The organism is Achromobacter animicus (assembly GCF_040775605.1).
GTDB classification, from domain to species: Bacteria; Pseudomonadota; Gammaproteobacteria; order Burkholderiales; family Burkholderiaceae_B; genus Achromobacter; species Achromobacter animicus.
On the sequence record NZ_JAYGJK010000001.1, the window covers coordinates 4,210,113 to 4,225,396 of the forward strand.

The following is a 15,284-nucleotide window of genomic DNA, read 5'->3' on the forward strand; positions in this document are numbered from 1 at the left end:
GCGTTGGCGCCTACCCGCCAAACCATCGCGCGGGAATGATCACCAGGGCCGGAAAGGCCACCATCAGGAACATGACGAGAAACTCGGCGGCCATGAACGGCAGGACGCCGCGCGTCACGTCGTCCATCTTCATCTTCCCCACGCCGGCCACCACATTGAGCACGGTGCCCACGGGCGGCGTGACCAGCCCGATCGAGTTGTTGATGATGAACAGCACGCCGAAATACACCGGATCGATGCCCGCCGCGCGCACCACCGGCATCAGCACGGGCGTCAGGATCAGGATGGTCGGCGTCATGTCCATGGCCGTGCCCACCACCATCACCAGCACCATGATCGCGGCCATCAGCAGGATCTTGTTGCCCATGAAAGGCTGCAACATGTCCACGACCTTGGACGGCAGATCGGCCACGGTGATCAGCCACGCGCTGACCATGGCGGCGGCAATCAGGAACATGACGATGGCGCTGGTCTTGGCTGCCGACACGAACACTGCGTAGAGCTGATTGAGTTTGAGTTCGCGGTACACCAGCGTCGACACCAGCAGCGCGTAGGTCGCAGCGACGACCGCGGCTTCGGTCGGCGTGAAGACGCCCATCCGCAGCCCAACCAGGATGATCACCGGCAGCATGAGCGCCCAGATCGCCTTGCGGAACGCGGTGGCAATTTCCTGCGGAGACTTGCGCGGCGGAGGCACGATCTTTTCGCGCCGGACCAGAAACGCCCACGTCAGCCACAACGCCCCACCGATCATCAGACCGGGCGCGATCGCCGCCATGAACAGTTTGGAAATGGACACATTGGCCGCCACGCCGAAGATGACCAGGCCGATGCTGGGCGGAATGACCGGACCGATCACACCTGTCGCGGCAATCAGGCCGCCCGCGGTCTGCTTCTTGTGGCCGGCGCTGACCATCATCGGCAGAAGCAGCGCCGTCAACGCGGCGGCGTCCGCCACAGCCGATCCCGACAGCGCCGACAGCAGGCAGCCCGCCATGATCGTGACGTAGCCAAGCCCGCCCTTCACGTGCCCGACCAGCGCCAGCGCAAGATCGACGATTCGGCGCGACAGGCCGCCCACGTTCATGATTTCGCCGGCCAGCATGAAGAACGGCACCGCCAGCAGCGGGAAGCTGTCCGCCCCGCCAATGACGTTCTGCGCGAGTATCTGCGCGTCGAAGATGTCCAGATGCCACATGAGCGCCACGCCGCTGGCCAGCAGTGCAAAGGCGATCGGCACACCCAGCGCCATGACCCCCAGCAGCGATCCGATGAACACGGCGATCGTCATGCGCTTCTCCCGGGCGCGCCGTTGCCGGCATCCTCGAGAATCTGCTTGAGCTGCACCGCCTCTTCGGATTCCTGGACCATGATCAGATCCTGGTCCTGCAGCTTGCCGGCGAGCACGCGGTACAGATCCATGGCAATGATCAGGCCCGCCATCACCGAGAACACCAATCCGGCCACGTAGACAATGGCCATCGGCAAGCCGCTCACGGGCGCGCTGACGTCCGCATTGATCACCGCCTGATCCCAGCTTCCCTTGAACATGAGGCTCACGATGTAAAGCATCAGGATCTGTCCCGCGACGAGGCAGATCTTCTTGCCCGCCGTGGGCAGCTTGGCCACGACCATGTCCATGCCCAGGTGGCCGCGCTCTTTCAGGGCGATGACCGCCCCTAGAAACGTCAGCCAGATGAACATCCAGCGCGACAGCTCTTCCGACAGCGTGATGCCGGAGTTAAAGCCGTAACGCGCCACGACATTGCCGAAGACCAGCACCACCATCGCCGCCAGCAGCAAGGCGATGGCGAACTCCAGCACACGGCAGACCGCGCCGATGAATCTGTCTATGACGACCATGGCCAGCCTCCTTGCGGCGTCGGATGCGCGGGCGCCGGGCTCATGCCTTGGCGTCCTGCAAAAGCCCGACCAGGCCACGCAGCGCCGTCAGGTAGGACTGGGGGCCCAACCCTTGCACCGTGCCGCGCACCGCCGGCGAAATGATTGAATGCGCGCGCCAGGTCTCACGGGCGGCGATGTTCGACATGTGCACCTCCAGCGTGGGAAACGGCATGGCCTTGATGGCATCGTGCAGCGGCACGCCGTGCTGGGTCAGCCCGGCGGGGTTCACCAAGGCGCCCTGGGCGGAGTCGATGTTCTCGTGCAGAAAGTCGATCAACGCGCCCTCATGGTTCGATTGCAGCGTCGACAACTGGACGCCCAATTCCGCGGCCAGCGCCGCCAGGCGGTCGTTGATCTCCGCAAGCGTCGTGGTTCCGTAGATGTGCGGCTCGCGGCGGCCGAACAGGTTGAGGTTGGGGCCGTGCAGGACAAGGATCTTCATGATGGGATGCCGGTGCGGGTTACTTGCGGATTCGGGCGAGTTCGTCGTTGTAGAGCTTGACGATCGCCGGGTCGTAGCTGCTGGTGAAGTGCTCGATCACCGGCTTGACCACCTGCTGCATGCGCGCCTTTTCGCCCGGTTCGATCGTGTTGAACTGGATGCCCTTGGCCTGCAATTCCGTCACCGCCTTCTGCGCGGCGGCCCGGCTGACTTGGCGCTGGTACCCGCGCGCTTCAGTAGCTGCCTCTTGCAGGATCTTCTGCTCGGCGGGCGACAGCTTGTCCCAGAACTTCTTGCTGACCAGCACGATGTTCGCGGCATATACGTGGTTGGTCGCGCTGACGTACTTCTGCACTTCGTAGAACTTGTTGGAAAGGATCACCGAATAGGGATTTTCCTGGCCGTCGACCGCTCGCGATTCCAGCGCCCCATACAGCTCTGCAAAGGGCATCGGCACGGGATTGGCCTTGAACGCCTTGAACGTATCGAGGAAGACGGGGTTAGGAATCACGCGGATCTTCAGTCCCGCCAGATCCTCCGGCTTGCCGATGGCATGCTTGGAGTTCGTGACGTTGCGAAAGCCCAGATCCCAGAAGCCCAGCGCGACCAGACCTTTTTCGGGCAGCTTGGCTATCAGCGCCTGCCCCAGCGGGCCGTCCAGCAGCGCGTCCGCCTGGCCGAAGTCGGTCACGGAAAACGGCAGATCGATCAGCCCGAACTCTTTGACGATGCCCGCCAGCGACGTGGAGGCCGGCGCGGACATCTCCTGCACGCCGCCCTGCAGCCCGGACTGTTGCTGCATTTCATTGCCAAGCTGCGAGGCGGGAAACTCCTTCACCTTCAGCTTGCCGCCGCTCTTGGCCGCCACCAGTTCCGTGAACTTCTGCACCCCGGCGCTCACCGGATGATCCGTGTTGTTCAGGTGGCCAAAGCGTATCGTGCGCTCCTGGATGTCCTGCGCGGCGGCCGTCATGGCGCTGGCGCACAGGGCCGCCGTCAATGCAATGCGGAAAAGGCTGGTCTTCATCGTTGTCTCCGGTGTTATTTGGAATTTTTTCGATGTCTGGCAAGACTCGGTAGTGGAATGTAATTCCGAGTGGAATAGTTTTCCACCTAGGGTTATCATCCATCACCCCACTACTTGTTGAGATGACATGGCCGGAGTCCTCGAACGCGCGCTCGCCGTCATGGAGTACCTGTCCTCCAGACCCGAAGGCGTGCCCCTCGCTTCTCTTGCGCAGCAATTGGACATTCCGCAGAGCGCCGCACATCGCCTGCTGACAGACCTTTGCCGCTGCGGCTATGTGCGCCAGATCCGGGATCACGGCGATTACGCGCTGACGGCACGGGTCGCTTCGATCGGGTTGAGCTATCTGGCGGCGACCGGCATCGTCGACATCGCCCAGCCGCTGGTAGATCGCCTGGCGGACATCTCAGGCGAACTGGTGCGGCTGGCCATCGTGGACAACGAAGAGCGGCTGACCTGGGTTGCGAAGGCGCAGGGCGCGCGTCACGGTCTGCGCTACGACCCGGAGATGGGATCCGAAGCCAGGCTGTCGTGCAGCGCCTCCGGCCACGCGTGGATGCTGACGATGACCGACGAACGCGCGCTGGACCTGGTCTCGCGCCAGGGTTTCGGTTCGCCGGAGGAATACGGTCCCAATGCCCCCACCACCATCGCCGCGCTGACGAAGATGCTTCAGGCCGGCCGCAAGCGCGGCTACGCGATGATCAACGAAGTGTTCGCGCCGGGCATGACCGCGATGGCTGCGCCTGTGCAGCGCAAGGGCGAAGCGGCCATCGGCGTGTTGAGTATCGCCGGCCCGGCGATGCGCCTGACGGAAGCGCGGATGGAAGCGCTGGGTCCCGACCTGCTGGCCGCCGCGCAGGAACTGGCGCTGGCCAGCCTGGCATCGCCGATGTTCAGGACGCGCTTTCCGATGCAGGGCCGCAACGCCGGAGACGATGCTTCCGCGGATTAAGCCGTCGGCAGATCTTCACCCTGCGCAGGACCATTTCCCCAGGTGCCCACGCGCGCCGATCGCAGCAGCGGCGAGGCGTCCCCCGCCTGCGCCAGCTCGCTTGCCGCGCGCAGCAGCGCCGGCCCGAATTTCTCCATGGCTTTAACGGTCAAGCGTTGCGACGGACCGGCCACCACCAGGATGCCGGTGCTTTGATGCCCGGGACGGCGGATGGGAGCCGCCATCGCGCTCATGCCGGCCGCGTAGACGTCCTGCAGAATGCTGTAGCCGCGCCGCCGATGCGCGTCCAGGCTGGCGAGCAACGCGCGGATCGACGTGGGGGCATTCGGCCCGAAATCCCGCGGTTTTCCCAGCCCCTGTTCGGTGACGTAGGCAATGGCCTGGTCTTCGGGCAATGTCATCAACCACGCGTGGCCGGCCGCGCTGCACGACAGGCGCAGGTCGATGCCCATGTCCGGGTCGTACAGCAGCCCGGATTTTGCGCCTTGCGCCTTGGCCACCAGCGTCAGACGCTTGCCGTCGACAATGGCCAGTCGCACGAGTTCACCGGTTGCCGCGGCAAAACGGTCGATAACCGGTTGCGCGATGTCGATCACGCCGGACCGGCTCAGGAAACTCAAACCCATCGACGCCAGCTTGGTCGTCAATGCGTATTCGCCCCGCACCGACGTCTGCCGGACGTAGCCGAACTTCATGAGTTCGTGCAGGGTCCGGTGACATCCGCTGCGCAGTTGATGCAGGTCGTCCGCAATGTCGGCGAGGTTCGCGCCGTTCGGATGGGCAGCCAGGTATTCAAGCAACGCCAGTGTTTTTTCGATTGCCCCGCTCATCGCGCTCTCCGGTTGACCGCCCATGAATTGTTCAATTTTTGAATTCGATCAAATTTTGAACGGCATTCAAAATTATGCCCTATGCTCGCAGCCGGGTATTCACACGATGACCCGCCGCCGAAGCTGCATCAACCGGACCTTTGCCAACGACAACCGAAGAAGGTGCTTGTGATGAATTCAAAGAAAACGTGCTTGCGCATCGCCGTGAATGCGGCAGCGACCGTCCTGGCCTGCCTTGCCGTGGCGGGAACCGCAGCCGCGCAGGACATCAAGGCGCGCACGATGAAGTTCGCTTTCAGCCTGGCTGCGGACCATCCGCTGGGACAGGGCGCGCAGAAATTTGCCGATCTGGTCGCCGAGAAAAGCGGCGGCAAGATGAAGGTGTCGATCTACGCCAATGCGGTGTTGGGCGGGGACCCGCAGAACCTGTCGGCGGTTCGCGGCGGCACGCTGGACTTCACCTCGATGGCGACGGGCCTTCTGGCCGGCATCGACAAGCGATTCATGGTCTTTGACCTGCCGTTCCTGTTCAACGACGCACGCGAGGCGTACGCGGTTTCGGACGGACCCGTTGCCCAGCGCCTCTTGAATGGCCTGTCCGATCACGGCCTGATCGGCCTGGGCATCTGGGACCTGGGCTTTCGCAACATGACCAACAGCAAGCGCCCGATCGCGCAGGCGCAGGACCTGCAAGGCCTGAAGATGCGCGTCATCGCCGCCCCCGTCTACATCGACATGTTCAAGACGCTGGGCGCCAACCCGGTGCCGATGACGTTCGGAGAGGTCTACGGCGCGCTGGAGTCCAAGGCCATCGACGGCCAGGACAATCCGGTGGGCGTGATCCTGTCCGCCAAGTTTGCCGAAGTGCAGAAATACCTGTCGTTGACGCGCCATATCTACACGGGCATGCCATTCCTGATGAGCCGCAAGACGTGGGACAGCATGTCGGAGGCCGAGCGCAAGATCATCCTGGAAGCGGCCGCCGAGGCCAAGGCGGAAGAACGGCGGATCTCGCAGGCCAAGGAAGCGGTGGCCATCGACGATCTGCGCAAGGTCATGCAGGTCAACACCTTGACGCCTGAAGCGGTCGAGCGCCTGCGCGGCGCAGTCAAACCGGTGGTGGACAAGTTCGCGGGCGAAATCGGACCCGACGTCATGCAGCAGGTCACCGCGGAACTTGCCGCGTTGCGGGCCAAGAACTGATCATGGCCATGCTCGGAAAGGCCGCGATCGCAATGTGGTGGGACATTGCGCCGGCTTGGCGCGCGGAGTTCGAAGACTGGCATACCCATGAGCACTTCCCGGAGCGCATGGGCGTTCCCGGGTTTCTGCGCGGCACGCGATGGACCAGCGCCCAGGGCGGGGAAGGATTCTTCGTGCTGTACGAGCTGGAGGCCTACGAAACGCTGGTCTCCCCCGGCTACCTCCAGCGGCTCAACGCCCCCACGCCGTGGTCCACGAAGCTCATGCCGCAGCACCGCAACATGATCCGCAGCCAATGCCGCGTGGTCGAGAGCGTCGGCGGCGGCTTGGCCAGATATGCCCTGACGATTCGCCTGTCCCCCTTGCCGGGGTCGGAGGAGGCGCTACGTGCGTATCTGTTGGCGCATGCGGCGGCCGCGGCGGTGCAGCCGGGATTGTCAGGCGCGCATCTGATCGTGACGGACACGCCGGCAATGAACGCCACCACGGAACAGAAAATACGCGGCGGGAAAGACCGCGCGGCCGACTGGATCTACGTCGTCAATGGTTATGCGATCAACGCGGTGACCGCCTGCGACGGCGACATTCTGAACTCGGCCCAGATGCGCGCGATGACGGGTGGTGGCCCGGCGTGGTCAGACGTCTATTGCCTGTCCCACACACTGGAGCGTGCGGGGGCAAGGTAATTCCCTGCCCCGCGCCCTGCCTTTTCACCGGTCGGCGCGATGCCGATCAGCGCACCATGCAAGGCCGCTTGTTGTCGAACTTCCACCCAGGCACCAGATACTGCATCGCCGTGGCGTCGTCGCGCGCGCCCAGGCCGTGCTGCAGATAAAGCTGATGGGCGCGCTCGATCGCGTCCATGTCCAGCTCGATGCCCAGCCCGCCGGTCTGCGGCAGCTCGACATAACCGTTGCGGATTTGGAGCGGGTTGCGGGTCAGGTGCTGGCCGTCCTGCCAGATCCAGTGCGTGTCGATCGCGGTGACGCGGCCCGGCGCGGCGGCGCCCACATGCGTGAACATCGCCAGCGACACGTCGAAGTGATTGTTGGAATGCGAGCCCCACGTCAGGCCGAACGCCTGGCAGGTTTGCGCCACGCGCACCGAGCCCTGCAGAGTCCAGAAATGCGGGTCGGCCAGCGGGATGTCGACCGATTGCAGCGACAGCGCATGCGCCATCTCGCGCCAGTCGGTAGCCACCATGTTGGTGGCGGTGGGCAGGCCGGTGGCGCGGCGGAATTCGGCCATGACCTCGCGGCCGGAAAACACGCCTTCGGCGCCGCACGGGTCTTCCGCATAAGCCATCACGCCATGCAGGTCGCGGCACAGCCGCACCGCGTCCTTGAGCAGCCAGCCGCCGTTCGGGTCGAGCGTGACGCGCGCGTCGGGAAAGCGCTCGTGCAAGGCGCGGATGGCTTCGACCTCTTCTTCGCCGCGCAGCACGCCGCCCTTGAGCTTGAAGTCCTGGAAGCCGTAGCGTTCGTGGGCCGCCTCGGCCAGCCGGACGATGGCCTCGGGCGTCATCGCCTTTTCGTGCCGCACGCGCAGCCAGCCTTCGGCGTCGGGCGCCGTCTGGTAAGGCAACGGCGTTTGTGCTGAGTCGCCCACGTAGAACAGATAGCCCAGCATCTGCACGGACGTGCGCTGCACGCCCTCGCCCAGCAGCGCTGCGACAGGCACGCCCAGGTGTTGCCCCAGCAAGTCCAGCAAGGCCGATTCCACCGCCGTCACGGCATGGATCGCCACGCGCAGGTCGAAGGTCTGGGCGCCGCGGCCGGCGCTGTCCAGCCCAGCGAAGGCCTGGCGCATCTGATTCAGCGTGTGCTGATAGTTGCCGATGGAGCTGCCCGCGATCAGGGCGCGTGCGTCCTCCAGCGTGGTGCGGATCTTTTCGCCGCCGGGGACTTCGCCCACGCCGGTGTTGCCCGCGCTGTCGGTCAGGATGACCAGGTTGCGCGTGAAGTAAGGGGCGTGAGCGCCGCTCAGGTTGAGCAGCATGGAGTCCTGGCCGGCCACCGGCACGACGCGCATGCCGGTGATCGTGGGCGTCTGGGAGGCTTGGGATGCGTGAAGAGTCATGATTGCTTCTTGAAAAAGCCCGGCCGCCACGGCCGGGCGCGTTGCGTCATTGCACGGAGATGCCGCCGGTCTCGATGACCTGCTTCCAGCGGGCGCTTTCCTGCTGCTGGAACTTGGTGAAGGCTTCGGGCGAGTTGGCGACGACCTCCAGGCCGATGTCGGTGAAGGGCTTGCTGATCGCCGGATCCTTCAGGGCGGCGGTCAGGGCGGCGGACAGCTTGTCGCGCACGTCCGCGGGCAGGTTCTTGGGGGCCACGACGGCCTGCCAGGCGTAGACGTCGACGCCCGGCACCGATGCTTCGGCAAACGTGGGCACGTCGGGCAGCACCGGCGAACGCTTGGAACCCGTGACGGCGATGGCCTTGAGCTTACCGGACTTGATATGCGGCAGCACGGCGTTCACATTCTGGAACGACATCTCAACCTGGTTGCCAAGCAGATCGGAAATGGCCGGCGCGCCGCCCTTGTAGGGCACATGCAGGCCCTTGGTGCCGGTCTTTTGCCAGAAGAGTTCGGCGGTCAGGTGATCGGACGACCCCGCGCCCGACGTCGCGAAGCTGATCGCGCCCGGCTTTTCCTTCAGCAGCGCCAGCACGTCCTGCACGCTGTTGATCTTGGAGGCGAGCTGCGGGCTGACCACCAGCACATTGGGGGTCTGCACGGCCACCGTCAGGTACGTGAAGTCCTTGGCCGGATCGTAGGTGATGCCCTTCATCAGGTGCGGGGCCACCACCAGCGGGGCCAGCGACGTAACCATCAGGGTGTAGCCGTCCGGCGCGGCGCGGGCCACCTGCGAGGCGCCGATCGTGCCGGTGGCGCCGGCCTTGTTTTCCACGACGAAGGATTGCTTGAGCTGTTCACCCAGCTTGTTGGCCAGCGCGCGCGCCACCGAATCGGTCGCGCCGCCGGGCGGGAACGGCACGACGACGGTGACGGCCTTGTCTGGCCAGGCGTGCGCCACGCCGGCTGCGGCCATCAGGGTCAAACCAACAATCCACTTGCGCGCGTTGCTCGTCATTACTGTCTCCGGTATAGGTTCTTTTATGGACGTTAACGTTAACATTTCCTTTGTTAACGTTAACATCACGGCCTTTTTAGAATATTTCTTCGCCCTCTCCGGCTACTATCCGGACAAACCCTAACTGCCTCCGGCCCGCAAGACCGGCGTCTGCAGGTAGGCTTGACCCCAGTTTCACGTCCGTTCCTGTTCCCCTTTCGATGCGCCCGTCCCGAATGCCGTCCGCCGATTCGCCTTCCCGCTCCCCGGAGCGCGCCAACGTCACCGTGCGCGAGGTGGCGCAGGCGGCCGGGGTGTCCATGATCACCGTGTCGCGCGCCATCAACACGCCGCAGCAGGTTTCCCCGGCCACGCTCGACAAGGTCAATGCCGCGATCCAGGCGCTGGGCTACGTGCCCAACCTGATGGCCGGCAGCCTGCGCCTGTCACGCAGCAACCTGGTCATGGTGCTGGTGCCCTCGATCACAGGCTCGCTTTTCGGCGGCATGCTCACGGCGTTGACGCGGTCGCTCGAGGCCAAGGGCTTCCAGCTCATGGTGGGCCAAAGCGGCTACGACTCACCGCGCGAGGACGCCCTGCTGCGCGCCATCATCGGGCGCCGACCCGACGGCATCGTGCTGACGGGCGTGATGCATTCGCCGCAAGGCCGGCAATTGCTTAAAGCATCCGGCATCCCCATCGTCGAAACGTGGGACGCCACGGACGCGCCCATCGATATGCTGCTCAGCCTGTCGCATGACGCGATCGGGGCCGCGGTCAGCCACTACCTGCGCGACGCCGGCAAGACGCGGCAGGCGGTGCTTAGCGGCGACGACCACCGCGCCCGGCTGCGCGCCGAAAGCCTGGTCCGCGCCGCCGTCGATTCGGGCCTGCCCGAACCGCTGGTGCACTACATGCCCGCGCCGACGACGCACGCGCAAGGCCGCGAAGGCCTGCGCGCCTTGCAGCGTTCTGGCCAGGGCATCGACGCGGTGTTCTGCAGTTCGGACATGATGGCCGCTGGCGTCCTGACGGAGGCCGCGGCGCAAGGGCTGGAGGTGCCGCGGCAATTGGCCGTGATGGGCTTTGGCGACATGGAGATCGCCGCGTCGATGTCCCCTGCCATCACGTCCGTGCACGTGGATGGGGCCGCCATCGGCGCGCAGGCGGCCGAGATGATCGGCCTGCGCGCGAACGGCCAGCGTCCCGCGCAATCGGTGGTGGAAATCGGCTTTCGCATCGTGACCCGCGACAGCGCATAAATCTGGCCCGCAGCATCCCCGCAGCGCATTGTTGTCGCCCGGACAACACCGTGCGTCCCTGCGCGGGTCTACCGCGCCGCGAGCGCCACCTCTAGGATCTGTCCTGACCGGCCACGCACCGCGGCGCGGCGATTCCAGGAGATCCCCACATGTCCACGCCCGCCATCGCGCCCCACCGCAATACGCAGGGAGCGCCGCATGCTGCCGCATGAATGGATCGCGCAATACGGCGTGCTGGCCGTGTTCCTGAACGTGCTGGGCGCATCGCTCGGCCTGCCCCTTCCCGTCATGCCCACGCTCATCGCCGTGGGCGCCAGCCAGGCGGCAACGGCCGGCGCAGCGGGCCACGTCGCCTTGCCGCTGGCAGTCGTGCTGGCCGCTGCGGTGCTGGCGGGCGTGCTGGCGGACCTGCTCTGGTTCCGCGGCGGCCGACGCTACGGGCCGCGCACGCTGCACACCGTGTGCAACCTGTCGCTCTCGCGCGAGGCCTGCATCAGCAGGACCGAGCGCTTCTTCAATCGTTGGGGCGTGCGCCTGTTGATCGTCGCGCGCTTCATGCCCGGTCTGTCGATGGTGGCCGTGCCGCTGTGCGGCGCAAGCGGCACGCGCCTGCGGTCGTTCGTCTGGCACGACTGCGCGGGCCTGGCGTTGTGGGCCGCGGCGGGGCTGGTGCTGGGCGCGGTATTTTCCGCGCGGGTGGAAGCGTTGTTGGCAGCACTGAGCGCGCTGGGCGGCCGCGCGTCAGTCGTAGCCATCGCGGCGGCGGTGCTTTTCCTGGCGTATCGCTATGCCCGACGCGCGCGGGGCGTGAAAGCGGCGCGCCAGGCCGACCCGACCGCTCCTTGAACGGACGTCTGAAGGCAATCAGGAATCGACATCATGCACCTCGGAAAATCCTATCGCCTGTGCGAATTCGTGGTCTGGACGCGCCGGACCATCTATATCCTCGCCGCCCTCAGCCTTGTGCCCGTGCTGCTGTACCAGGTGGCTGGCATGAAATGGCTGACGCTGCCTTTGTCGGTGGTGACGCTGTTGGGCACCGCGACCACGTTCGTCGTGGGCTTCAAGAATGTGCAGACGTACACGCGCACGGTGGAGGCGCAGAAGATCTGGATGGGCATCGTCAGCGCCAGCCGCGCGTGGGGCATGCTGTGCGGCCACTATGCGGGTGACGCCGGGCGCGCCGCAGGGCTGGTCGACCGGCATCTGGCGTGGCTGACGGCCCTGCGTTATCAGCTTCGCGCGCCCCGGGTCTGGGAGTCCATGCAGAACCGGCCGAATGCGGAATACGGCAAGCGCTACGTGATCCCCGAGCGCCGCATGCCGCTTGATTCCGCGCTGGCCCGTTACCTGCCCGAAGCGGAAATCTCAGCCTTGGCGACGGCCGACAACAAGGCGGTGCAACTGCTGGATGGGCAAGCCCGCGCGGCCAGGCAACTGCTGGACGAGGGCGCGATCACGGCGTCGGAATACGCTGACCTGAACGGGCGACTGCGCGACCTGCTCGACCTGCAAGGGCAGGCCGAACGCATCAAGGATTTTCCGTATCCGCGCCAGTACGCGATCATCAACACGCTTTTCGTGCGCGCGTTCTGCGTGGCGCTGCCTTTTGGCCTGACCGCGCAGTTCGACCTGATCGGCGACGCTGCGGGCGGCTTCATGCAGGGCCAGATGGCGTGGCTGGCCGCGCCCTTCAGCGTCATCATTTCGTGGATCTACACCTCGCTGGAACAGGTGGGGCAGAGCACCGAAAATCCGTTCGAAGGCAATGCCAACGACGTGCCGATCAGTCAGTTGAGCACGATGGTGGAACGGGACCTGAGGCAGATGCGCGGCGCCACGGCGCTGCCGCCGCTGTGTACGAATGACATCGTGCTGTAGCTCTCGCGGCTCAAAATGGGAGACCGCCATGGACGTCCCGCGCGCTTGTCGCAGGCAGGCCCCTGCGGCAAAATACCTGCCTCCCTCCCCCCTCGTCCCGGCGCTGGCCCTCTCCATGACCGACTCTGTCGCCCTCTTCGACCAGCACCGTTCCCGCCTTTACGCCATCGCCTACCGGATGCTGGGCGCCGTGGCCGAGGCCGAAGACGTGGTGCAGGAAGCCTGGCTGCGGTGGCATGGCGCGGACCGCGCCTGCATCCAGAACCCGGAGGCCTGGCTCGTCACTGCCACGACGCGCCTGTCCATCGACCGCCTGCGCGCCGCCAAGGCCGAGCGCGAAAACTACGTGGGCGTCTGGCTACCCGAGCCGATTCTGATGGCCGCGCCGTCGACGCCGGAGCAGATCCACGAGATGGCGGACGACGTTTCGGTGGCGTTTCTGTTCATGCTGGAACGACTGTCGCCAGATGCTCGCGCGGCGTTTCTGATGCGCGATGTGTTCGACGCGGACTACGAAGACATCGCACAAACGCTGGACAAGAACCCCGCTGCCGTCCGCCAGATGGTGCGGCGGGCGCGGCAGCAACTGCGCCAGGGCGCACCGCGCGAATCGGTGCCACGCGCAACGCTGCAGCGTCTGTTGCAGGCGTTTGCCGACGCGATGCAGCGCAGTGATTTCAACGGGCTGCTTGCGTTGCTGAGCGACGACGCCGAACTCATCGGCGACGGCGGCGACAAGGTGACGGCGTTTGCCAGCCTGGTGGGCGGCAAGCGACTGGCGCAGCTGTTTTATGCGGGCAAGCGTCGCTATCGCGATGCGCTGGACGTCGAGGTGGTGCAGGTGAACGGGCAATGGACCTTGTTGCGCTTCATCGATGGCGAGCTGGAATCCGTGCAGTCTTACGAGACCGATGGCGAGCGGTTGACGCGGGTGCTGGTGCAACGGAATCCGGATAAGCTGGCTCGTATTGCTGCGGAGCTCAAGTGTTCCTGATCGGCGCGATTTGCGGGTTTTCGGAGTTGTTGGTTGCGTGGTGTCTGGCTGGAGTTTGGGGCGCGGTTGAGTTCTTTAGACGCCCGGCGCGGCGTGGGCCTGGGGTGGGCGGGGCTCCGATTGCGGTCCGGAGCCTTCGCTCCGGACTCCCCCTTCGTCATCTTCGTCCGCCTTCGGCTCCCTTCAGATTCCCTCGGGCGCATCTAAACGCCCCGCCCACCCCAGGCCCACGCCACACCGGGCTCGAGTTGCCTGAGCTTTACGGGCGCCGGGGCGACTTGAGTTCTTGAGGTTCTTGCACGAACTTGTGCGGAAGACGAGCGTCTTGCGGGGCCCGCCCCCGGGCGGCCGCGCGGGCGGCCTTCGTGGGCTTACGCGGCGTCTTGCGTCGTGACGATGACGCTTCGCGTATAGCTGCTTCTGCGTCAGGTGCCTGACACCCTGGCGGGATTTGCGTCATACCAAGTTCATCTCCCAAGGGTGTCAGACACCGGCAGCGGCAGACGCTCTCGCGACTTCAAGCGGCGCCACCCTTGATCGTCAATTGAACTCAAGTGCCCGATGGGCGGCGCGCGTACGGGTCGGCAGGTTGTGGCTGGCGGTCGACGCGCCGCCCATCATCGCCCCTCCCCCGTGACGAAGGCCCAATAGCAAACCAACTACCCCCAGCGCGAAGCGCACACCGCCACGACGCCCCACCGACCCAATGCCGGGTTGCCGCCGTCCGGGCGGCAGCAACCCGGCGGCCCCGCAGATCTCCTTCCCTGACCACAGGTCTTGTAGCGCCCCAAACCAAAGACCCTCGTAGCACGGCGTCGTGGTCACCGGGGAGGCGAGCGCCGTCGATGCGCCCGAGGGAATCTGAAGGCAGTCGCCGAAGGCGACAACGAAGATGACGAAGGGGGAGTCCGGAGCGAAGGCTCCGGACCGCAATCGTGGGCGATCGCCTCCCCGGTGACCACGGCGTCGGGCGACCTACGGAAGCCACTGCGTCGGGCGACCCGCTGCGCCCTAAACCTCGGCCGACCTACAAACGTTGGTGCATACCAGGCAACACCGTGATCCCCTGAACGGACCTACCGCCCCGCCCCCCACGCTCCTACGATAAGACCCATCACCCCACCAAGGACAAACCATGTCAAAGCTCACGAAATTCGTCTTGCCCTTCATCGCCACAGCGACGTTACTCAGCCAGCCCACCCAAGCCGCCTCCCATCACGCCCAAACCACCCCCAAGCCAACCGACCCCATCGTCACCGAAGTAATGACAAAGGCCCTGCCCGACATCCCCGGCAAGGAAGCCCTGATGCTCGTCGTCGACTACCCGCCCGGCGGCGCTGACCCCGTCCACCGCCACGACGCCTCCGCCTTCGTCTACGTCCTGGAAGGCACGATCGTCATGCAGGTCAAGGGCGGCAAGGAAGTCACGCTCAAGCCCGGCCAGACCTTCTATGAAGGCCCCGACGACATCCACACCGTCGGCCGCAACGCCAGCCAGACCGAGCCGGCCAAGTTCGTGGTCGTCCTCATCAAGAAGCAAGGCGCGCCCGCTCTGACACCAGTCAAATAGGGACGCCGGGCGGACCCCGCCCTTCAGAACGCCTGCAGGCCTTCCCAAAGCGGAAGGCCTTCTTTTTTTTGCGCCCCATGTCACAAGATTGCGGCGCGCGCCGTCTTAGCTGTAGGATCAACCCACTTGCGGCGCCGCC

The 15,284-nt window shown here is 65.4% G+C and carries 15 protein-coding genes; 8 read left to right on the forward strand and 7 right to left on the reverse strand.

Going from position 1 to position 15,284, the window contains the following annotated elements:
- Positions 1–10 precede the first annotated feature (10 nt).
- From AB3147_RS19125 to AB3147_RS19140, 4 genes are read right to left on the reverse strand one after another with little or no spacing between them, the layout of a single operon-like run.
- Positions 11–1,291, reverse strand: a complete 1,281-nt coding sequence (locus AB3147_RS19125; protein WP_175138018.1) for a TRAP transporter large permease subunit — start codon at positions 1,289–1,291, stop codon at positions 11–13.
- Positions 1,288–1,854 carry a TRAP transporter small permease subunit gene (locus AB3147_RS19130; RefSeq protein ID WP_438861029.1) on the reverse strand — a complete coding sequence of 189 codons (567 nt, stop codon included), beginning with the start codon at positions 1,852–1,854 and terminating at the stop codon, positions 1,288–1,290. The genes AB3147_RS19125 and AB3147_RS19130 overlap by 4 nt, the downstream gene beginning before the upstream one ends.
- A 49-nt stretch (positions 1,855–1,903) precedes the next feature.
- Positions 1,904–2,347, reverse strand: coding sequence for a type II 3-dehydroquinate dehydratase (locus AB3147_RS19135; protein ID WP_056563405.1), 444 nt, complete (start codon positions 2,345–2,347; stop codon positions 1,904–1,906).
- Positions 2,348–2,366: 19 nt separating this feature from the next.
- Positions 2,367–3,374 carry a TRAP transporter substrate-binding protein gene (locus AB3147_RS19140; RefSeq protein WP_175138016.1) on the reverse strand — a complete coding sequence of 336 codons (1,008 nt, stop codon included), beginning with the start codon at positions 3,372–3,374 and terminating at the stop codon, positions 2,367–2,369.
- Between the two features lie 127 nt (positions 3,375–3,501).
- On the opposite strand from AB3147_RS19140, the gene AB3147_RS19145 reads away from it, so the two are divergent.
- Positions 3,502–4,329: an IclR family transcriptional regulator gene (locus tag AB3147_RS19145; RefSeq protein WP_367352719.1), complete on the forward strand. Its 828-nt coding sequence runs from the start codon at positions 3,502–3,504 to the stop codon at positions 4,327–4,329.
- On the opposite strand, the gene AB3147_RS19150 is transcribed toward AB3147_RS19145, so the two are convergent.
- Positions 4,326–5,159 carry an IclR family transcriptional regulator gene (locus tag AB3147_RS19150; protein ID WP_367352720.1) on the reverse strand — a complete coding sequence of 278 codons (834 nt, stop codon included), beginning with the start codon at positions 5,157–5,159 and terminating at the stop codon, positions 4,326–4,328. The two genes, AB3147_RS19145 and AB3147_RS19150, sit on opposite strands and share 4 nt — an antisense overlap.
- 171 nt (positions 5,160–5,330) lie before the next feature.
- Between AB3147_RS19150 and AB3147_RS19155 the strand changes: the two genes are divergently transcribed.
- A complete protein-coding gene (locus tag AB3147_RS19155; RefSeq protein ID WP_367352721.1) occupies positions 5,331–6,362 on the forward strand; it encodes a TRAP transporter substrate-binding protein in 1,032 nt (343 codons plus the stop codon).
- A 2-nt stretch (positions 6,363–6,364) separates the two neighbouring features.
- Positions 6,365–7,048 carry a hypothetical protein gene (locus AB3147_RS19160; protein ID WP_367352722.1) on the forward strand — a complete coding sequence of 228 codons (684 nt, stop codon included), beginning with the start codon at positions 6,365–6,367 and terminating at the stop codon, positions 7,046–7,048.
- 46 nt (positions 7,049–7,094) lie between these two features.
- Here AB3147_RS19160 and gudD read toward each other — a convergent pair whose 3' ends face one another.
- The gene (gene gudD, locus AB3147_RS19165; protein WP_175126179.1) at positions 7,095–8,441 is read right to left on the reverse strand and encodes a glucarate dehydratase; all 1,347 of its coding nucleotides are present in this window, start codon (positions 8,439–8,441) and stop codon (positions 7,095–7,097) included.
- 46 nt (positions 8,442–8,487) lie between these two features.
- Complete coding sequence (locus tag AB3147_RS19170; RefSeq protein ID WP_438860992.1) at positions 8,488–9,459, reverse strand: tripartite tricarboxylate transporter substrate-binding protein; 972 nt, start codon at positions 9,457–9,459, stop codon at positions 8,488–8,490.
- A 215-nt stretch (positions 9,460–9,674) separates the two neighbouring features.
- Here AB3147_RS19170 and AB3147_RS19175 point away from each other — a divergent pair, with 215 nt between their 5' ends.
- The 5 genes from AB3147_RS19175 to AB3147_RS19195 all read left to right on the forward strand — a co-directional run bounded on the left by AB3147_RS19175 (position 9,675) and on the right by AB3147_RS19195 (position 15,145).
- Positions 9,675–10,700, forward strand: a complete 1,026-nt coding sequence (locus tag AB3147_RS19175; protein WP_279974418.1) for a LacI family DNA-binding transcriptional regulator — start codon at positions 9,675–9,677, stop codon at positions 10,698–10,700.
- Positions 10,701–10,898: 198 nt separating this feature from the next.
- Positions 10,899–11,546, forward strand: coding sequence for a DedA family protein (locus tag AB3147_RS19180; RefSeq protein WP_367352723.1), 648 nt, complete (start codon positions 10,899–10,901; stop codon positions 11,544–11,546).
- Positions 11,547–11,579: 33 nt separating this feature from the next.
- Positions 11,580–12,581, forward strand: coding sequence for a bestrophin family protein (locus AB3147_RS19185; protein ID WP_367352724.1), 1,002 nt, complete (start codon positions 11,580–11,582; stop codon positions 12,579–12,581).
- 115 nt (positions 12,582–12,696) lie between these two features.
- Positions 12,697–13,575: an RNA polymerase sigma-70 factor gene (locus AB3147_RS19190; RefSeq protein WP_367352725.1), complete on the forward strand. Its 879-nt coding sequence runs from the start codon at positions 12,697–12,699 to the stop codon at positions 13,573–13,575.
- Between the two features lie 1,135 nt (positions 13,576–14,710).
- Positions 14,711–15,145, forward strand: coding sequence for a cupin domain-containing protein (locus tag AB3147_RS19195; protein ID WP_367352726.1), 435 nt, complete (start codon positions 14,711–14,713; stop codon positions 15,143–15,145).
- Positions 15,146–15,284 lie beyond the last annotated feature (139 nt).